This window comes from Mesorhizobium sp. M1312, from assembly GCF_040318115.1.
Lineage (GTDB): Bacteria > Pseudomonadota > Alphaproteobacteria > Rhizobiales > Rhizobiaceae > Mesorhizobium.
Map to the genome: position 1 here is coordinate 49,723 of NZ_JAMYLQ010000030.1, position 18,927 is coordinate 68,649.

The following is an 18,927-nucleotide window of genomic DNA, read 5'->3' on the forward strand; positions in this document are numbered from 1 at the left end:
GCGCTAGATTATCCTAGGTTGCCTGTGTTTGGCTGGACGGAAAGCATCTATGGAACCAGCGCGCCAATTCGGGCTGCACTCGAGGCGACACCGAGGGCGTCCTTGAGATTGTTCAGCGCTATCTTGGATTTCGAGGCGAAGACGACAATCTTGTCGCCACCATAGATGCGTGGATTGCGGCTCTTGCCGGCGCGAATCTGCTCCACATTGTAATTTGCAACCAACGTATTTGGGCCGACATTGCGATAGACAAAGACTTTTTTCGCGTCTCCAACATTGTTGAACCCTCCGGCAAGGGCGATCGCATCGATGAGAGAAGAATTGCTCGACACCGGAAAGATACCGGCCTTGGTGACTTCGCCGTCGACGGTAACGCGCTGTCCGATCGATTCCTTCACGAAAACCGACACATCGGGCGACTGCAGATAGTTGGCGCCGTAAGCCGATTCGATTTCCTGCTCCAGCTGGCGGACGGTCTTTCCCGCCGCGGTGACGGTCCCGATAAGTGGAAGCGAAATCTGCCCGCCGGCGTCGACTTGGACGATTCTGTTCAGATTGTCGACCTGGAATACATTCACCTCGAGCACATCATTGGGAGACAAAGGCTGCTCGCTGCCGTTCTGCGTATTTTGCGGCGCAGGCAGGTCCTTTACGACCTGCAGAGCACCGCCGCCCGAAAGCGACGACGTTGATGTCAGTTGCAGCGCATCGACCGAGGTCGGCGAAGATGATGTCGTCGACGAGGTGCTGGTGCAGGCAGACATTGCGAGTGAAGCGAGCAAGACACATATCATGCCCGAATAGCTTTTTGCGAAATGAAAAACGCCCATCACGCGGTCCCGCCCTTCAACAAGCGACCCAATCCCGCAAAGCGACCTACATTGCCGGGGCTTGGCTTTTTCGAGCGTGCCTTTCCGACCGGCTCGAGAGGCCGGTTCGCCAATATTTCGCCTGGACGTTTCAACACCATATTGCGGGCCTCATCTTCCCCACACCGCTTCGCGGCAACGGCGACTGCCTGCGAAAGCCCAGGCGGCCGACGGGTGGCGCCATGAGTGTCCGATGCGATAATATCTACCCTGCCCTCGTCAATCAGCTTTTCCGAATAGTAAAGCGCCGTGCGCCCAAAAGCACCAACAATCGAGTCTGCGGTAAGCTGAACAAGGCAGCCGATTGCATTCAACCTCTCGACAACGTCGTAATTTGCCTTGATCCAGGTCAACCGCTCAGGATGGGTAAGAATCGGAATGAACCCGGCGTTTATGAGGCGCAGAGCAAGATCTTCCATTCTTGGCGGCAAAACGTGATGCGGCGGTTCGAAGAGAAAATAACGAGATCTGTTCAAGGTCGGCACGCTACCCAGCGCCAATTGCTCCGGAAGATCCGGCGCTATATGCACGTCGGCCCCAACGTAAAGAGCAAGCGGTATTGCCGCGCGGCGCAGCGCCTGCTCCAACTCTTGAACCGCTCGGGCAATATTTGCCGATCCGTTTTCGTACATGCCTGGCACGATATGCGGCGTACACGCCATATGCGTCGTTCCATCCGCCACCGCCAGCCGCGCCATTTCCAGCGATTCAGCAAGACTGGGCGAGCCGTCATCAAGACCGGGCAAGATGTGGGAATGCAGGTCGATCATTGGCGTTTGTGGCCGCACTGAAGCAACGTGACGATTTCTCCCGGATAACAGGCAAATGCGCCACGCGCACGATAGCGAATGGCGCATTCGTCAAGTTCATGCAATGCGGTAGATGCCAGATTCAAGCTATTCGCTGACAGCGTTGTCGTCATCGTGCAAGCTAATGATCAGCGTTGCCGCACCCACCTGTCACAGCGCCCACCCAGTCGGGCGAGATGAAACCGCCCAGCCGGCACGCCAAGGCACAGAGACGCCGCCAATATAAAACAGCAGAGGCAGGCACATGCCTCTGCTGTATCGTCTTAACTGCGCCTATTGGCTGACGCCGCCGTTGCCGTCGCCATCATCCTGCGTTGCAGCAAGAATACCAGCCGCACCAGCCATGCCCCCAAAAATAAAGAGCGGAGTGTTGGACCGGTCGTTGTCCCCCGGGGGAACCTGAGCCGTATGCTCAGAGCCCAACATTCTCAGGCAGATATTGTTCTCGACACGAGAAATGTCGAGGCTTGAGTTCGCAGGCACATCCAGGTTGCAGCCCCCGACATTGACGGAAGCCGATCCCCGGGCACCGATCACTACGCGGCTGCCGAAATCCAGAGCACTTCCCGCCTTGGCCGGGCCATAGCCAGCGGCTTGCGAAACCATTACGTCGCCATTGGCGGTCGCGATGGAACCAATCGAATTCGCTGCTGCCTGATAAGGTGTCGTACATGTGCATGGCGCGTCTTGAGCGAAAGACGAAACCGGGCCGAAGCCGATCGAGGCGACAAATCCGGCCAACGCAATTTTTACAGTAAGGTTCATTCGTTTCGATCCTTTTTTCCCGCCGTACCTCGGCCCCGCCCAAGCACTAAGGTATTAAACAAGCGCGTAACAGCTTTTTGCTTTGATTCCAACCTGTTTCGCCTTTGCGAGATGACTTTTTGGTTTCCGCTGTGTTTCAATGGACACACTCACTTGGCAGGTTTGAATCTTCCATTTTCGCTGCCGGCCCCACTGGCAGTTGTCGGAAGGCAGGTTCATTTGGTGGCCTTTGACAGTCGCCATCGCGCCAACCCTTCGTGCAGGGTCAGGCGTTATCGCACATCCTGTCTTTCATTTTATGACAGTCGCATTTCGCGGGAATCACGGACGCCTGGGCGGTTGGCGAAACCATAAGCTACGAGCCCGACAAACAAGATTTGTAGGTCGAACCCGCTTGCGCGGGCTGTCCGCACAAGATGCCATTCTCGGCAAGTTTCGCGGCTAAATCCATGCCATCGGACGTGAGGCACTGCACAACGATGGCATCACCAAACTTTGAGGCGACATTGCCGTCGCAAGGTGTCCCCGTGCCGACCGGCTTGCAGGTCAGGGCGAGCCCTTGGTAATCCCGGCGCGCCGCCTCCGTTACCATGGCACGCATGGATCGCGGCTTGGTAAACGCCACGCCGCACAGCACAATCTTGCGGCCGGCGACGCGAAGATCATCGACTGCCTGGACGAAAAGCTTGCCCTCAAACGGCTCAAGTGCCGCTTGTGGCTTTGGGGGTTGCGGACGGACAGGCGTCCCTTTTTCCACGATAATGGCAAAGAAGCCAACCGCAAACGCCAAGGCAACAAGTGCAAGCAAGCCTATTTTCGTGAGCGACAATATCCTACTCCCTCCGTGGCCAAGCACTCATCTCTATCGCCAACGGAAACGCCCGCGCAACCACACCATTTGTTTGGTCGCCTTGATAACGGCTGAATGGGGCTCCGACATTGGGTCGATGTTTGGCTCGAAAAACATCAGACCGATTTCAATCGAAGAGACTTCTTATTCTGTCAACCGCTCTACCGAGATTCGCCGGCGGTGCTGTCGAGATACTGGGTCAGCGCACAGACCAGATGGTAAAAGATGCTTGCCGGCACATCGGTCGCCAGCGAGCGGCCACGTTCGTCGATCCGGTCTATCCACAAGCCGAGCGGCGCTGGGTCGATGTGCCAACGGAACAGGCGGCCGACACGCGCTTCGATCTCGGGTTTGAGGTCAGGTCCGCCTGAACCGTCCAGTGCAATCGCCGCCTTGATTGCCTCGGCCTGGGGCCAACTGCGCGAGACACGGTCGAGTGGCAGGCCTTGCCGCGAGACGGCGCCATAGGCGAGACCAGTGGCGCGATTGAGGCCGTTGGCGATGGCCGAGGCATAGAGCTTTCTGGCAAAGCCGGTCAGTTCGCTCTGGCCGGTGCGCCCGGCAAAGTCGACCAGCAGCGAGGCCCATTCGAAATGGTGGCCGGGTTCCGTCCATTCGCCTTTCTCGCCCTCCGACGGGCTCCACTCGGCGTCGAAATATTCGCCCAGCGTCCAGCTTTCCGGATCGAAGAAATGGCTGCGAAACAGATCGACGATGCGCGCGGCGCGGCGAAGATAGGCGAGCTCGCCGGTCGCTTGATGCCAGGCCAGAAAAGCCTCGAGCAGGTGCATATGCGGGTTGGAACGCCGGTCGCCCGCGCCGCTCGAGGTTTCGAGAAAGCCGGTCATGCGGTGATCCTCGAGATGCGCGTCGAGAAACGAAAACGTGTCTTCGGCCAGCCGGAATGCATCAGGATTGCCGACCATATGAGCATGCGCCAGCGCCAGGAGCACGCAGGAATGATCATAGGCATCCTCGGCGGCGTCGGCGACCGTGCCGTTGACATTAAGCGTGCGCACCCAGCCGCCATTGTCGGTGCGGCCGTTTCTGGCCATGAACTCGAGGCCGTGGCTGATCAACCGGTCGGCAGGCCCGTCCCAGCCGCGCGCCTTGGCGACAGCGAAGGCGTAGACTTGCCTGGCCATGGTGCGCATGCGCTTGGGCTTCTTCAGCGGTGTGGCGTCAAAGCCGAGCGCCTCGTGGAAACCGCCATGGCGCTCATCGACCCCGACCGTGGACCACAGCGGCACCGTCTCTTCAAACAACCAGTGGTGCACACGGCGCCGCCAGGCGCCGCTTTCGATGACGCGGTCGGCGGCGGGCGTGAACCTGGTTTCCAGCCGACCGCTCTTTTCGAGCTGCTCGACGATCTTCTTGACGTTCTGGCTGCGGTTGACCGGGGCGACGAAGGTGGCATCGGCGGTCGAGACGACGGCAACGTCCTTCAAGCCGATGGCCGAGAGCAAGCGGCTGTCGCTGCGGATGTAGGAGTTCTCGCAGTCGATGGCGACGACATCGCCGACGATGACGTTGCCGTCATTGTCGGACGGACCGACATCGAGCAACGACTGCCAGGAACCGAGATCGTTCCAGCGGAAGCCGGCCGGCACCATGGCGATGTGGCTGGCGCGCTCCATGATCGCATAGTCGATCGACGTCGAGGGAATGGCGGCGTAGAGCTCCAGAGGCATATAAAGACCGGAAAGATCTGATGTCGCGGCCTGGTAGGCAATTTCGGTGGCCTGCCATATCTCGGGCTCGAAAGCCGTGAAGGCGTCGCGCATGGCGCTGGCGCGAAACAGGAAGATGCCGGTGTTCCAGTAGAAATTACCTGCAGCCAGGTAATTCTGCGCGGTCGCGAGGTCCGGTTTCTCGACGAAACGCGAGACATCGCAGATGCCATCCCTCTCGCCGGCGATCTCGATATAGCCGTAACCGGTCTCGGGGTGGCCAGGCTTGATGCCGAATACCACCAGCCGGCCCGCACGCGCCGCGCCGGTGCCGTTTTCCACGCTCTGCCAGAATTGCCGTGCGGTCGTGATCTCATGATCGGATGGCACCACCAGCACCAGGCTGTCGCCATATTCGGACAAGGTGCGCAGGGTCGCCAAGGCAACGGCGGCGGCAGTGTTGCGGCCGGTCGGCTCGAACAAGGGGCCGCCACCGGAAAGGTCGAGACCAGCGAGGTCGGTGTGGACGCGGTCGGCGTGCCGCTCCGAGGCGATCAGGAAAACCGGCGTTTCGCCGTCCGGCCGCGCCGTCAGCCGGCGCAGCGTCTTGGCCAGCATCGAGCCATCACCCGAAAAATCGTGGAACTGCTTGGGATTGTCCTCGCGCGACAGCGGCCACAGCCGAGAGCCAACGCCGCCGCTCATGACAAAACTGACGATCCGCTCGGTCATGGGGTGACACCTCTGACATTCTCAAACAAAGCAAGGAGCGCTGCCGCATAGTCTCGGCGGCGCATTTGTTGCCGACTTTGCAGCACGGCGACACTGTCGCGGGCTAAGCGTGGGCGCTGCCCGGCTTCCAGGAGGCGCTGCGCCAGCGCTTCTGCACTATCGGGTGCGAAGAAGAGCGATTCCGGCGCCTGCTCGCGATGCAGTGGAATGTCGGACAGCAGCATCGGCGTGCCCAGCGACTTCGCTTCCTCGACCGTGGTTGACCACCCCTCGAAGTGCGAAGGGTTCAGGAGATAGTCCGCGGCACCGATCAGGGCGACGACATCGTCATAGGGAATCAATCCGAGGTGCCGAAAATGGCTTCCGAGCCGGTGCGTTTCCGCAAGCTCCATCAGGCGCTTGAACAATGTCGGGTCGCGCGGATCGGTGGTGCGCCCCGTGAGGATTATCGGCGGCAAGGAGCCCAGCGCCCCGATATGGTCGATATGTTTCAACGCCTCTATGACCAGTCTATGGTTCTTGTGGATCCAAAACTGGTTGGGGAGAAAGAAGAAACGCGCGGGCAGACCATGTGCCTGGCGCGCCTCATCGGCACGCGCCAGGATGGCACCGGGATCGAGATCGATAGCGAAACGCACGACGGCGGTCTTGTTGCGCGAGGCCGGATAGAATGTTTCGCAGTCCGCGAGCGCATCCCCGCTGGAGAGCATTATGGTGCGATTCCCGGACGTCTGCAGGCGATAGCCGAGATCCCTGCGCCACCAAGCGTTACGCGGAAAGAGGTGCGGCAGGCGACGGTGCTGGAAATCTGGAATCCAGGAAACGACCGGCACTGGAAACCGGTTGCCGAACCACTGGGCGACTTCAAACACAACATCGATGCCTTGCGCAGCGACAAGATCCGCGAAGGCACGGTCACTTCCGCCAGCAAGTGCGATCAGCCCTCGCCTGCCGAGCCCGGCGCCCGTGACCCCGTGATCAACAATAGCAGGCGCAGCCAACATAGGATCGAAGGACGCGCCAATGCTTGAATGCTGCTCAGGTGCAAGAAACAGTTTCGCCTGCACCTTACCACGCAACTCAGAGGCGATGACGCTCAGCATGTTGCGTAGATAAGACTCGCCGCCTGACCAAGTTCCGCGGCCGATGAGAGTGAAGCCGACGGTAATCAAGGCGCGGAGCGTCGCAGATGGCCGACCGGCTCGGCGAGAATTTCAGCGCGATACCAATCGACATAGCCGGCAATGCCCCTGCTGAGCGGCACCTGCAACTGAAGCCCCTCCGGGACGCCGGAGGGATCCGAGATCAGATTGACAGGGTCGCCCCGCCGGGATTCTCCAGAAAACGAGAGGCGATGGTTCCCTCCCCAGGCCTCCAAAACCATCCTGGAAATCGTGCTGACGGACGCAGGAGCGCCCGCACCGCCATTGTAGACGGCGAAGCGCGGTTCGCCGGCAGGCAAAATGCGATGGATCAACCGCACGACATCCGAGACATGGTGCCAATCCCTCATTTCCCTACCCGTGCCGCCAAGCACAATGTCGGTTTCGCCTGCCGCGAGCCTTCCGCAGAGATCCCAGAGCAATTGCTTGCGCAACCCTTCGCCATAGACCGAAAAGAGGCGAGCCACCGTGACTGGCTGGCCGTATGCGGCACAATAAGACCGGCCAAGCTCCTCGACCATGCGTTTGTGATAGCCATAGGGAGAATAGGGATCGAGCGCCGCGTCGACCCTGATCGAACCGGCATGGCCGCCGCCATAGACGGCCGCAGAGGATGCAAGAACGACAGGTGCGTCGGGTGCGCGTCGGCGCAAGAAATCGAGGACACGAGCCGCAGAGACAACGCTTTGTTCAAAGTCCTGCAGGGGATCGGCAATCGACTGGCCGACCGTCGCGCCACCCGCCAAATGATACACGGCCAATGGGCAACCATGTGCTGCCAGAGCCGCATCCATTGTTTCCACGGCTATTCCACCGGAAAAAAATACGCCGCCGGTCGACAAAGCAAAACCCGGTGCTTCTTTTCGACCGAAGCCGATGACGTGGCAGCCCTTTCGAGCAAGGAAACGAGCGAGGTGCAGGCCGATAAAACCGCCAGCTCCAGTCACCCAGACAGGCTTAGCCTCTTTTGATTGTGTCAAGAAAATCAGTCCTTCCCGTGCTTGTGGCAAAGGAAAGAGACCAGGCGCCCGGGCCGGCGGTCAAGCGAGGCGGCGACCCTGGCGAGGACACCAAAGGGCACAGGCGAAAGAGCCAGGCGAACAACCGGGGAAAACGGACCAAAGATTTTGGCGAGCCTGTCGCGAATCTCGGATGGTGTCATTGGGTCATAATTCACGACGGACTGGAACGAGATCAATTCGCGATCGATCGTCAGCCCGGCCCCCTGGATTGCAGCGCGGTAGCCCGCCAGCGTAAAAGCATTCTCTCCACCATAGAGATGATGAAGCGGGTGAGCGCGCAGGAAAGGCTCGAGTTGCTGCGGCCCGGAGACCACGTGGTCACGCAACGACAGCACCGTCGCACCTTTGCGAGAGAGCCGCGCCATTTCGCGGCAGAAAGCCGGAAGGTCATGGGCATGATGAAGCACCTGCCGTGCGACGACCAAATCATAGCCTGCGGCGGACAAAGGGATCGCCTCGCCAAACGCTTCGACCACATTGATGGGCGTGGCTGTGCTTTCGGCAAGCGCCCGGATCGCAGCAGCGCCGACGAGTGCGCTCGGATCGGGCTCAACAGCGGTTACAGCCCAGCCCTCGCGCGCCAAGGCATAGGAGAGAATGCCGTTGCCGGCGCCAAGATCGAGAGCACGGCCCGCCTTGCGCGGGATCATGCTGCGAACCGCGTCGAACTCCGCGCTTTCGTGATAGCGCTGTGCGGCCACGACCGGGTCGTCGAAATAGGCGGCGCGGGCGAGCTCTTTCATCGAAGGCTCGCTCATGCACCAGCGGACGGCGTCTTCCCAAGTCATGGCCGCTTCAGGCATCGAGAGAAACCATATGGTGGGTCATCCGCGCCGGATTTTCGGCGACCACTGCGTAAAGCGGCACGTTCTTTGTCACAACGATCTCTGTCACAGCGATCTCGATCTCCTCGTCAGATTTGTCAGATGCGCCCACGACAGCCGCCGCCAAGGCTCAGCTTAACGAATGCGACAGCGCGTTCGGTCATAGGCTTGCATGCTTCGCCCGTCCACCGTTCCAGGCGGATAATTTCCAGCGTCGATCACGCTTCAGTCAGGAGGTTGTTCGAGACGTCCAGCTAAGCTACCGTTTCCAGACTCGTCAAGTTCAGGTCACGAGAATTAGAACCGCGCGAATTTCGTCCGCGTAAAACTCACCCCGTTGACGGCTCCGGAGCATCATGTTTTTCAAGACAGTATTCTGTGCGATATGCCTTCTAGCCAGTTCATGGCCGGCGATGGCGCAAACGCGCACCCCATTCAGGCTTTTCGAGGCTATGAACTTCGCCGGCGGGCCCGATTTCCGCTCGTTCGGCCTCGAGCATCTCACGATCGTGGACCCTCATGTTCTGGGGCCGGATATCCCTGACGCCGGCCAAGTGCAGAAAGCTCTGGCACGGCCGAGGAGCAACGAATATCTCAATATAGACATTGAAAGCTGGCCCTTGGAGGGCCCGGATCAAGCATCGTCAATCGCGAAATACCAGAAGACGCTCAGCGCATTCAGAAAGGCAGACCCGAGCGTCAAGCTCGGCCTGTATGCTGTCTTGCCGCTCAGGGATCATTGGAGAGCGATCGGCCATCAGGGCGCCATTGCACTGGACGACTGGAAGCAGCAAAACACCACCATCGCATCCTCCCTCGTCCCTTATGTCGATGCGCTATTTCCCTCCCTGTATACATTTTATGGCGACAAGGACGCTTGGGTGGCCTATGCGCAAGCCAACATCGGGGAAGCACGAAGAATCGCCCAGGGAAAGCCGGTCTACTGCTTTCTATGGCCGCAGTTTCATAAGACCCTTGCGTTTCTGCCGGGCGACCTCTGGTATACCCAACTGGACACTTGCAGGAGGTTGGCTGACGGAATCGTACTATGGGGTACCATCGGCAGCAATTCGCCTTATCGACCAGCGAAATGGGATGAAAAAGCGGAGTGGTGGCAAGCTACCTTGAGATTCCTTCGGGAGATGGGAAAGACCCCATAGGCTGATTGATCGTCAGCTATACCAATTCGAGAAACCGCTCAAACTGGCGTTTTTTGCTGTATTCTTCCCGAATTGCGCGGTTCCCCGCCCGGCCGATCTCATCCCAGTTTCCGCTATCCAATTGCTGTTCGATTCTATCCAATGCGTCCTGCGGTTGCTCGTAGACGACCATGGTTTCCCCGTCGCGCATCGGTGCGGGATAATTGCCGGAATCGGACATCAGCAGAGCGCCAGCGCCCATCGTCTCAAAACAGCGCATGTTGCCACGGTCCGGACCCGCCATATCGATCGACGCGTTGACCACGACTTTGGCCCTTCCGAGTTCGGCATACATGGCGCGCCCGAATACAGGAGGCGCGCTGACATCGCGGATCGCGCGCGGGCGGCGCACCGCTCTCAGGGGGCCGAACCAGCCAAGCGGCGTCTCGGCGAGCGGCGTATAGCGTGACAGGTCCAGATGAAAAACAACCTTGCGGCGGTTGGAAAGGCGCGCCACGGCTTCCAAAATCTGCCTCCGGCGCTGGTGATGGCGACTGTAGCCACCGAAGAAAAGGATATCGATGTCCCTGTTCCGATTCGCGGCCACGGTGTCGAGTTCCGGATCGTGAGCAGGAAAGAAGTGAGCCGTCCTGGCGCCCTGCTCTTCCCAAAGCTTTCGCATCGACTGGAAATTGCAAACAACGAGATCATAACCGGAAAAATCAATCCTGCCTGGCGCAGCACGCCATGCAATCTTTCGCTTCACATGCCCCGGCAACCGTCGCAGAAAAGAGGCGTCGTAACGAAATGGGTCAAGATTGTAGAAAATCTCAGTCTTGTGGTGCTCGATCTGGGCAAGAAGGATATCGGCCAGCGATGCATCTTCGCCCAGCCCATTTTCGAGCGCCCATGCCCGCTGCAGCGATCCGTCGTCTCCGTTCGTAAAAAAGGCTTCAGGGCTGCCGGCTTGCATCGGCAGCAGGATATGCGCCGCGCCGTAGCGATCGCTCAAAAACACTTGTTTCTGCGGCTCGAACCCGCGAACCCCCGCCACGAGTTCCGCAAGTCTGGCCTGATAGCTGGGCGAGATCCCGGAATTTTGAAAAATGCGCATGGCTGGTTCCCGTTGGAATTCAAACTCGGAGTCCTGGAGCGCTGATAGCGATCCGTGTTGGCCGACCAGCGGCGTCCCGGAGGCACGGCGCGAGGTGCTTGCAGCCAATCAGGCAGAGTTCGACCACATCGAGGACGAAACCAACGCTGGTACCGATCGAAATAGGACTTCAATTCACTATCAGCCTACCGATCGGTTATGGGACACTCAACTCTAATAGGCCCCCTCGTAAGCCTTGATTTTTGGGCTGCGGTTTTTGGCAAGGAATCCCTGGTATCCATACCAAAACGATATCGTCAGGGCGGAGGTGACCCAGAAAAGCGAATTTCCCCATAGGCTGCCGCTCGCCATGCCGGCGATCGCTTCCCTGATGAATAGCACCGCAGCCAGCACCGCAGCGAGCGGGAATTTGCCGGACCGAATGATACCGACCGTCGATCTGAGTGCCAACACTATGTGAGCCACAAACGGCAATGATCCGAGCGCCCCTACCGCCATCAGGGATTCAAGATAAATGTTGTGAGGATAGAAATTGAACCGCATCTCGACCGCATAACGCCCGAACACCGGGCTTTCTAGAAACTGCGACCAAGCGCCAGCAAACAATTGGCTGCGTACCATTGTGGATTGATCGACATCCACGTTGATCGTCTGAAGTCTTGCAATGACAACGTCGACGAGCTCCACACCGCTGGTCGCCAAAATTGCCATGGCGACAACCAATGCTCCCAACACAGCGAACACTCTTTTTGAGCCTTTAAGCAACAGTATGTAGACTAATAGTGCCCCCGCGCCGGCAATGTATGCACCGCGAGACCGAGAAAATACAACAACTAACAATAGCATCGGACCCAGTATCGCGGATTGGATCGTTAGTCGTTTTGTCTTTCCCAAGACAAGGAAAAAGTATATCAAAAATGCGAAAGCCGTATGCCCCATTGCTATCGGGTTGATTTTGTCGAGAGATATCCTTTCGCCCTGGGCCAAGAACAGCATGTCTATATTTAGATAAAGACCAACAAGAAAAAGAACACAAAGAGTATTCATAGCGAGAATCATGTCAGTATTTTTAATCGCCCTATCCATCGATGCCAGAAGGAGCGTGGTGCCGACACTAGTCACCAAGAAAATACTAAATACCATCATAGGACCAGGAGATATGCTTATCGATGATAAGTAAACATTCTCAACGAGTCTGCACAGATACAGTACGAAAAATATTTTCATGGGAATAAGTGCGGCTGTTGATGATCGCACCTTTGCTGGAAGAAGTACATAGGAGCCAACAGTGATCAGAACAATGGCTAACCTTACCAAAATTGACCAGGTACTACCTTCTGGATCAAACCAGTTTATTAAACCCGCGAAAGAATATATGCCACAAATCGCGAGAGCGAACGCTGTCGCAGGAGAAAGTAAAATGCGCCGGTCAACGTAAGGCGCCAATCGATGACCGATCCCTCCTCGAGTGGAATCGGCGTCGTAGCGAACGTTGGTCCTCTGCGTCATGAGACTAGTCCACTTCAAAAAGCCGGAATACATCCTCCCACATCTGCCGTACACCGTCCTTAATTCGCGCGCCGGGCGCTGCGAGCCCTTGTGAGAGCGCGGCACGTTGGCCATCATCAATCAGGGAGCGAAGCCCGGCTTCGATGTCATCCTCGCCAGCCGATACATCGACCAGCATGTTTTCGCAGCCATAGTCCTCGAACAGAGCCCGGTATTTATGGCTCCAGCCCGTGCCAATCACGGGCACGCCCTGAGACAAGGCGCTGATCAGGGCGTGGTAGCGGCTGCCAACCAGCCCGCTGCAGCTACCGATCAGCCCTTTCGCCTCGAGAGGATCCCCTGCCACCCATATCTGAAGGGGCTCGGAGAGCTGTGCGTTGACCTGCTCGGCCAGCGCCCGATCCCCGGCGCCCTCATGAATCAGGAAGAAGGCAGTCATTCCGGCCGACTGAAACTTGCTCGCCGCCCGTCGCAGAAAGCCCGTATAATTGTCGCTTACGTCGCTGCTGGTCTTGTCCACCATCCGCGCGTTCGGCACAATCGCCACCAGTTTCTCGCCTCGCGGGGGATTGGCGGGCGGACTAGCTGCCAGCAGATTGGTGAAGTCCGGCGCAAGCCGGATCGAAGCACGGTCGCCTACGGCGCCGACCAGATTTTCCATCGAGTATTTATCGCGCGCGAAAATGAGGTCCGCATGGTCGGCAACGACGTTGATTGCACGGCGAATGCGATCCGTGCCAAACGGACCAAGTGCCTGAGGCAGCAGGATGAGGTGCTTGCCAGCGCGCTTCCATGCGACGGCTCGGCGGGCCAGGTCCTCGGTATGCTGCGCCCCCCACTGGTCCGAATAGGCTAGACCGGCGGCGTCGAGGATAACATCCACCTCCGATTCCGTTACAAATCCGAAACGGTGACGCAGCTTGCCCGGGACGATCTGGACGATCTTGCCGAGATCAACGCTGCGGCGGACGAGCTCGGCCCTGTGCCAAAGACCGTACCGCGCCCGAAATTCATATGGGCTGGTCGCATCGGGCGCCATCGCAACCCGCGCAGCGGGGTAGCGCGCCTTCACGTTCTGTGAGGCTGCGATGAGCATCATCGCCGCCCCCTTGTTCTCGAAGCCGGCTTTTCTGATTTCAAATGTCAGTGTCATAGCGCTTGAAGCAATACGTCCGCCCCTTTTTTCTGAGAGTATGGTATCTGACCATCCTGATCGGCGTAGCCCACTGCAATGAACATGATCACCCGCTCATGGGCCTTCAATCCGACGGCTGCCTGGAGGGCCTTTTCATTTTCCTCGACATCGGGCCAGTTGATGGCGCAGGTCGATAGGCCCAGTGTCTGGAAAGCGAGCATCAGCTGAGCCGAAGCAAGCGACGCGTCGATATAGACCAGGTGCCTGTCGCGTTCATGGACATAGTAGGAGAGGTCTCCCACAATCAGAATCAGGCATGGGATGTTTTTCGAAAAACCGCCTGTCCCGCCGGCGAGGGAGGCGATGCGGGCTGCCTTTTCCGGATCCCGGAACAGCAAGAACGAATAGGGTTGGCGGTTGCAGGCGGAGGAAGCGAGAGAGGCGGCCGAAACGGCCTTCTCGACAAGATGCTGTGGAACGGGCGTGGGAGAATACCATCGAACCGAACGCCGTTCCGAAAACAGCGCATAGAGCTGATCGAAGCTGATGTCGCTGCGTGCACGGCTGGAGCTTGGATAAGGCACGAAACTTGGCGTCAGCGCCTGACCGGGCCATGCCAGGAAACGCTCCTTTGCCTTCCCGATCCTCGGTGTCTCGGAAACCACCGAGAAATAGGTCGTCAGCACGTCCGCCGCCCATTTCAGCTCATCCCGGTCGAGCGCCGCTCCTGCCGCGCCGCGCAGGAACAGAGATACCGTGGCCTCGATGTAGTCCTCGGCAAACACTGCCCTTCTCGGGCGCATGATCAGCCCCTTCTCAAGGCGATGGATGTTGCGGCGCAGCTGCGACGAGCTCCTCTGGAGGGCGATGTCGCTGTTCAGATTGGCAACGATCCCGGACAGGACGGCGCGATGCTCCCGATAGAAACGACTGCTGAAGAAAGTGAAATAGACCGACGCAAGGAATCCGCTGCGACTTGCAGGCCTGATCAGTCCGGCGCGCAGGCGACCGAGCAGGACCAGGAAAAGCGCCTTGACCGCCTGGCGGGGAGAACGCCTTGCGAACCTCTGGAAACGTGCCGCCTTGTCGATGAACTCAGTCATCTTCAGCCATTCCTCAGTTTTTGGAAAAGTACCGTTAGTTTTCGGATGCCGCGCCATGGTTGGAACAGCGATCTGGTCATCATGTAGAAGATCGGCTTTGTGCCGGGGGAAAGGAGCAGGGCGAAGTAGGATGCGGCAGCGTAGGAGATGAGCGTCGCAACTGCTGCTCCCATGCCGCCAAATTGGGGAATGAGCACGAGGTTCAACCCAATGTTGAGCAGCGCCCCGGCGCCCTGGGTGACCATAGAGAACTTGGCCATGTTCTTGATGATCATCCAGCGACTAAACCCTTGGCGCAGGAATATGAACGGCAACGACAATACATGGACCAGAAAGATCGGGACGGCAGGAGAATAGGATGGACCCATGGCGAGGTTGATTGCCAGAGGGCCCAGAGCCAACAGTCCGACCAGCACAATCAGTGCCGAGGTCGCGAGGATGTCGAACACATCCTGCAAGCGTTCCGCGAATGCCTCGGGGTCGCCGGCATTGATCTGCACAAGTCTGGGAAATGCCGTTCCGGCTATCGCCGCCGGAATGAAGTAAAGTGACTCGGAGAGGAGCGATGCGATCGAATATATGCCGACTGTTTCGGGGCCTTGCATGGCCCGCAGCATCACTTGATCTATCTTGAGATAGATGACGGCGAATATGGACCCAACGAAGATCATCGCGCTCTCGCCAAGCATGGCCCTGGCCCGCTTCCGCGAGAAGGACCAGGTGCCTGGCGCCGGGCCTCCGTGCCGCAGGAACATCACGACCAGCAGTACGGCCCCGACCGCTATGCCCAAGGTCTGTCCCACTCCCACGGCGACCACTCCCGCCCCGGCGAGCACGGCACCCACCTTGAACACTCCCCCCACCATTACGCCGACGAAGTTGGAAACCACGGCATAACGCGCCTCGACGCGCGAGCGGAACCAATTGCCCAGCACGGCGCTGACGGGCTGAATTGCGACGGCAAGGCTTGCCAGGACGAACAGCCAACGTTCCGCGGGAAGATTGCCAGGCATCAGCAGCCCGAACATCAGGAGCCCCAAGGCGGCCAGACCAAAACCGACGCTCTTCATGACGAACGCAATGCCGAGCGTCTCGGATTGCATCCGGGGCTCGTCGAGCAGTTCGCGGATCAGGAGTCCGTCCAGCCCCATATGGCCAATGACACCGAACAGGGCGACCATGGACATGACATAGGCGTACATTCCAAAATCTTCGGGTCCCAGATATCGCGCAACGACGACTGTGACCAGAACTCCCATGACCCGGCCAACGACTGTGTCGGCCATCATCCATGCGCTGTTGAGGAAATAGATCCTCATTCAATCGACGCGGCATGCGCGGGTGCTAGGGAACGTATGACTTTGCAGGGCATGCCGCCGGCCAGGCAATTCGGCGGGATGTCGGAGGTGACGACGCTCCCCGCCGCAATGACGGAGCGCGCGCCAATCCTCACCCCTTTCAGGACGGTCACGTTGGCGCAGAGCCAGACATCGTCCTCGATCACGATTGGCGCGGAAAGAGTGCCACGCCCTTGCCGCCGGTCCAGATAATCGACAGCGTGAAAGTCGGTGTCGAAAATATTGCAATTCACTCCGACCAGAACATTATTTCCAATTGCAATATTCTCGACACAAAAAATAGAAGCTCCGGAAATCCCGACATTATCCCCTATGGAGAGTTTTCCTGATGCCCCAACAACCAGCTGAGTGGGATGATTTATACCGGCTCGATTGAACCTTGATTTGCTGACGATGGTTACGTTATCTCCGATCTCGAGTTTGCCCGCCCCTCCTAGCCCAACTGGCCCGAGGACCGACAAGCCACGAGGCATCTTTCTGCGCCTAACCGCAAACTGAAGCGCTGCAAGTGCATTCCAGAATAGGCGCTCACATCGATCAAGTAACGTAAAGGGGGACATCAACGGCCTGATTCTGACAGATCGCGGTAAAGCTTTTGAATTGCCGCGACGTTTTGATCGATGTGGAACCTGGCCATTGCGAACTGGCGTGCGCTCCGGCCCATATCGAGCCGGGTATCGCGCCGGCAGAGTTTTTCAATCGCTTCAAGAAGACCGCCGGAAGAGGACATTTCGAAGCTCAAGCCGGTTCTACCTTCTTCGATCAGTTCAAGCAAATTCGGCAAGCGGGTGACCAAGCCCGGGCGTCCTGCCGACGCTCCTTCGAAAATGCACCGAGCACTGTGACTTGTTAGAAAAGGGGCAATGACGACGTCACTGGCCGTGAGAACGGGAACGATGTCATTTATGAACGGCATGGCGCTGCACCGGCGGCTTGCGTTTATCGCCTCCAATGCTGCTTTTCCATAGCTTTCTTCGTTTTTTCCAAAACCCGCAAACACAAACCGAGCGCATTCGGGAAGGTTTGCCTCAAGCGAGTTGACCGCCTGTACGAACGGCAGAATGCCATTCGACTCCGCAATTCGTGACAGTGACAGGAATATGACATCGCCATCCCCCCATCCAAATTTCCGCCTCAATTCAGCAACGCCTTCCTCCGGCGTACGGAAGAGACTGCTGTCGACACTGTTGTAGACAACCGATCCCGGGGTGGCGGAAGCGCCAATGCTATCCAGACCTGCTTTGTCGATAGCAACGAAATAATCAACGTGCTTCTTATTTAAGTTGCGAAGAATGTTACCCCACCAGTTGTGCAGGATCGGTTCACGGACATGGGCAATAACGGGGATTGAGGGATCGGCGTCATGCGCGCCCTTGGCGGCGGCCACCATACAGGTGGAGTTCAGGTGAACAATGTCCGGCCGTATGTCGCGAACAAGCTTCCTGGCGCACCTGACGAGAAGTGGAAAGGACAGTATCGCATGTATCCTCGACTTCACGTCCTTGCAGGGCGCGACCGTCGATCCATGGAAAGGTCGAATGTCCCTTTCCTCGATTACCTCCGCCCCGGCATCTTCGAACAGTTGGCGGACGGCGGAATTACCTGGACGAAGCGGCATCGCAACTATTGGAGAGAATTCTTTGCGATCCAGTGATTTTATCAGTAATGCCAAACTCTTCGGCGCACCTCCCAGCGCGGTCGCATGATGAAAAAACAGTATTTTCTTCACCATTTCAGGAGTAGCCACAATGCTCCGGTCCGGATTACGAGATCGGGCATCAGACATGTTCATGACGCCCCTCGGTATTTGACGCCCGCGGGTCAAAGGGCCGCACGGATTTTCTGCACAAAATCGGCCCGCCAGCCGCCGACGATTTCGCCCAGCCGCCCGGGCTTGTCGGATCGATTGGCTGCGGCGGCTGCGATACTGGCTGCAGCGTCACGGGTGTCGCCGTAAACCAGACACACCGGCGCAACTGCACCTTCTTGCGCATATTTCTCGAGATACGCGCCCTTGCGGATGATCGGACGTGTGCCCAGTTGTACGCTTCGTCCGAATATGCCGGAGGCCTGGTCGTAGTCCGGCTCGTAGCAGCACCAGGCGAAATCGCAGGTTTTGTACAAGCTCAGAAGTTCGTCGTCCGACACGAACCGGTCGACCACCATCCCCCCGGCAGCAATCAGGCGAGCGCAGTCCTCGCCACAGGCTGGGTCGACGCGCCCGACAGCCACCACAAAAACATCTTTCGCGAGATCTGGGTGGTCGGAGACGATGTCAGCCAAGAATTCGAAGCCCTTCGACTTTCTCACGCTGCCCAGGAAGCACAAAATGGCGCGCCCGCCGGCTGCGGTCAGCACGTCGCGTGACAGTTGGCTAGCTTCGGTAAGCGCCGCGCGGTCATGCATGTCCCACATCTGAGGGTCGTGTACCCACCCGTGCGCGACCTGGGCAAATCGGCGATCAAATTTGAACGGCAGAATCGTAAAGAGCGACAGGTGAGGCAAATGCCGCAAGCACCGGAAAGTCCATCTCTTGAGACGATAAACGGGCCTTCCGCTCTCGAAGCATTTGGACGGCCTGAGAAAGAGCCCAACCGTCCGCCGTCCAATCAGCGATCTTGCCAACGCAACTGCTATAAAACCAGCGTAATCATCGTCGATGGTGGCGAACAGGAGATGGCGGGCCCGAACCAGGTCAAGCCACAGTCGAGGTCCAATGCGTCCCATTACCGGTTCGAGGCCAAATAGGCCGGCAAAGAGATCCTGATAGAATTGGCGGTGGCCACCGGGCGCAGACACGTGAACGTAGTTGCGCTTCACCTCTGGGCCGACCTTCGAGGCATGGATATCACCTGCCGAAGCCAC

General features: G+C 58.4%; 18 protein-coding genes. 1 reads left to right on the top strand and 17 read right to left on the bottom strand.

The window, feature by feature from the left end:
- Positions 1-47 precede the first annotated feature (47 nt).
- From NKH36_RS27375 to NKH36_RS27415, 9 genes are all read right to left on the bottom strand, one after another.
- Entirely contained in the window at positions 48-782 is a 735-nt protein-coding gene (locus NKH36_RS27375; RefSeq protein WP_352959448.1) for a polysaccharide biosynthesis/export family protein, read from the bottom strand.
- 47 nt (positions 783-829) lie between these two features.
- The gene (locus NKH36_RS27380; RefSeq protein ID WP_352959446.1) at positions 830-1,639 is read right to left on the bottom strand and encodes a tyrosine-protein phosphatase; all 810 of its coding nucleotides are present in this window, start codon (positions 1,637-1,639) and stop codon (positions 830-832) included.
- Positions 1,640-1,951: 312 nt separating this feature from the next.
- Entirely contained in the window at positions 1,952-2,443 is a 492-nt protein-coding gene (locus tag NKH36_RS27385; protein WP_352959443.1) for a hypothetical protein, read from the bottom strand.
- Positions 2,444-2,798: 355 nt separating this feature from the next.
- A complete protein-coding gene (locus NKH36_RS27390; protein ID WP_352959441.1) occupies positions 2,799-3,272 on the bottom strand; it encodes a hypothetical protein in 474 nt (157 codons plus the stop codon).
- Positions 3,273-3,454: 182 nt separating this feature from the next.
- The gene (locus NKH36_RS27395) at positions 3,455-5,695 is read right to left on the bottom strand and encodes a mannose-1-phosphate guanylyltransferase/mannose-6-phosphate isomerase (protein ID WP_352959438.1); all 2,241 of its coding nucleotides are present in this window, start codon (positions 5,693-5,695) and stop codon (positions 3,455-3,457) included.
- Positions 5,692-6,867 (bottom strand): glycosyltransferase family 4 protein, encoded by a 1,176-nt coding sequence (locus NKH36_RS27400; protein WP_352959435.1) that lies wholly within the window; start codon positions 6,865-6,867, stop codon positions 5,692-5,694. The genes NKH36_RS27395 and NKH36_RS27400 overlap by 4 nt, the downstream gene beginning before the upstream one ends.
- Positions 6,864-7,838, bottom strand: a complete 975-nt coding sequence (locus tag NKH36_RS27405; RefSeq protein WP_352965247.1) for an NAD-dependent epimerase/dehydratase family protein — start codon at positions 7,836-7,838, stop codon at positions 6,864-6,866. The genes NKH36_RS27400 and NKH36_RS27405 overlap by 4 nt, the downstream gene beginning before the upstream one ends.
- Before the next feature lie 5 nt (positions 7,839-7,843).
- Positions 7,844-8,668: a class I SAM-dependent methyltransferase gene (locus NKH36_RS27410; protein ID WP_352959433.1), complete on the bottom strand. Its 825-nt coding sequence runs from the start codon at positions 8,666-8,668 to the stop codon at positions 7,844-7,846.
- A 7-nt stretch (positions 8,669-8,675) separates the two neighbouring features.
- Entirely contained in the window at positions 8,676-8,816 is a 141-nt protein-coding gene (locus tag NKH36_RS27415; protein ID WP_352959430.1) for a hypothetical protein, read from the bottom strand.
- 244 nt (positions 8,817-9,060) lie between these two features.
- Here NKH36_RS27415 and NKH36_RS27420 point away from each other — a divergent pair, with 244 nt between their 5' ends.
- Positions 9,061-9,864 (top strand): hypothetical protein, encoded by an 804-nt coding sequence (locus NKH36_RS27420; RefSeq protein ID WP_352959427.1) that lies wholly within the window; start codon positions 9,061-9,063, stop codon positions 9,862-9,864.
- Positions 9,865-9,880: 16 nt separating this feature from the next.
- Here NKH36_RS27420 and NKH36_RS27425 read toward each other — a convergent pair whose 3' ends face one another.
- The 8 genes from NKH36_RS27425 to NKH36_RS27460 form a co-directional block, all read right to left on the bottom strand.
- Positions 9,881-10,957 carry a glycosyltransferase family protein gene (locus NKH36_RS27425; RefSeq protein WP_352959424.1) on the bottom strand — a complete coding sequence of 359 codons (1,077 nt, stop codon included), beginning with the start codon at positions 10,955-10,957 and terminating at the stop codon, positions 9,881-9,883.
- A gap of 213 nt (positions 10,958-11,170) precedes the next feature.
- Positions 11,171-12,466: an O-antigen ligase family protein gene (locus NKH36_RS27430; protein WP_352959421.1), complete on the bottom strand. Its 1,296-nt coding sequence runs from the start codon at positions 12,464-12,466 to the stop codon at positions 11,171-11,173.
- 4 nt (positions 12,467-12,470) lie between these two features.
- Complete coding sequence (locus tag NKH36_RS27435) at positions 12,471-13,619, bottom strand: polysaccharide pyruvyl transferase family protein (RefSeq protein WP_352959419.1); 1,149 nt, start codon at positions 13,617-13,619, stop codon at positions 12,471-12,473.
- Entirely contained in the window at positions 13,616-14,704 is a 1,089-nt protein-coding gene (locus NKH36_RS27440; RefSeq protein WP_352959417.1) for a nitroreductase family protein, read from the bottom strand. The genes NKH36_RS27435 and NKH36_RS27440 overlap by 4 nt, the downstream gene beginning before the upstream one ends.
- A gap of 2 nt (positions 14,705-14,706) precedes the next feature.
- Positions 14,707-16,023 carry a flippase gene (locus tag NKH36_RS27445; RefSeq protein WP_352959414.1) on the bottom strand — a complete coding sequence of 439 codons (1,317 nt, stop codon included), beginning with the start codon at positions 16,021-16,023 and terminating at the stop codon, positions 14,707-14,709.
- Complete coding sequence (locus tag NKH36_RS27450) at positions 16,020-16,535, bottom strand: acyltransferase (RefSeq protein ID WP_352959412.1); 516 nt, start codon at positions 16,533-16,535, stop codon at positions 16,020-16,022. The genes NKH36_RS27445 and NKH36_RS27450 overlap by 4 nt, the downstream gene beginning before the upstream one ends.
- An 86-nt stretch (positions 16,536-16,621) precedes the next feature.
- The gene (locus tag NKH36_RS27455; protein ID WP_352959409.1) at positions 16,622-17,854 is read right to left on the bottom strand and encodes a glycosyltransferase family 4 protein; all 1,233 of its coding nucleotides are present in this window, start codon (positions 17,852-17,854) and stop codon (positions 16,622-16,624) included.
- 29 nt (positions 17,855-17,883) lie between these two features.
- On the bottom strand, positions 17,884-18,927 hold the full coding sequence (locus NKH36_RS27460; protein ID WP_352959406.1) for a glycosyltransferase family protein: 1,044 nt from the start codon (positions 18,925-18,927) through the stop codon (positions 17,884-17,886).

What these genes read in the sequence shown, in the direction of transcription:
- NKH36_RS27445 (WP_352959414.1), bottom strand. Translation starts at nt 16,023, where the DNA reads ATGAGGATCTATTTCCTCAACAGCGCATGGATGATGGCCGACACAGTC.
- NKH36_RS27430 (WP_352959421.1), bottom strand. Translation starts at nt 12,466, where the DNA reads ATGACGCAGAGGACCAACGTTCGCTACGACGCCGATTCCACTCGAGGA.
- NKH36_RS27410 (WP_352959433.1), bottom strand. Translation starts at nt 8,668, where the DNA reads ATGACTTGGGAAGACGCCGTCCGCTGGTGCATGAGCGAGCCTTCGATG.
- NKH36_RS27395 (WP_352959438.1), bottom strand. Translation starts at nt 5,695, where the DNA reads ATGACCGAGCGGATCGTCAGTTTTGTCATGAGCGGCGGCGTTGGCTCT.
- NKH36_RS27380 (WP_352959446.1), bottom strand. Translation starts at nt 1,639, where the DNA reads ATGATCGACCTGCATTCCCACATCTTGCCCGGTCTTGATGACGGCTCG.
- NKH36_RS27420 (WP_352959427.1), top strand. Translation starts at nt 9,061, where the DNA reads ATGTTTTTCAAGACAGTATTCTGTGCGATATGCCTTCTAGCCAGTTCA.
- NKH36_RS27385 (WP_352959443.1), bottom strand. Translation starts at nt 2,443, where the DNA reads ATGAACCTTACTGTAAAAATTGCGTTGGCCGGATTTGTCGCCTCGATC.
- NKH36_RS27450 (WP_352959412.1), bottom strand. Translation starts at nt 16,535, where the DNA reads ATGCCTCGTGGCTTGTCGGTCCTCGGGCCAGTTGGGCTAGGAGGGGCG.
- NKH36_RS27425 (WP_352959424.1), bottom strand. Translation starts at nt 10,957, where the DNA reads ATGCGCATTTTTCAAAATTCCGGGATCTCGCCCAGCTATCAGGCCAGA.
- NKH36_RS27440 (WP_352959417.1), bottom strand. Translation starts at nt 14,704, where the DNA reads ATGACTGAGTTCATCGACAAGGCGGCACGTTTCCAGAGGTTCGCAAGG.
- NKH36_RS27435 (WP_352959419.1), bottom strand. Translation starts at nt 13,619, where the DNA reads ATGACACTGACATTTGAAATCAGAAAAGCCGGCTTCGAGAACAAGGGG.
- NKH36_RS27455 (WP_352959409.1), bottom strand. Translation starts at nt 17,854, where the DNA reads ATGAACATGTCTGATGCCCGATCTCGTAATCCGGACCGGAGCATTGTG.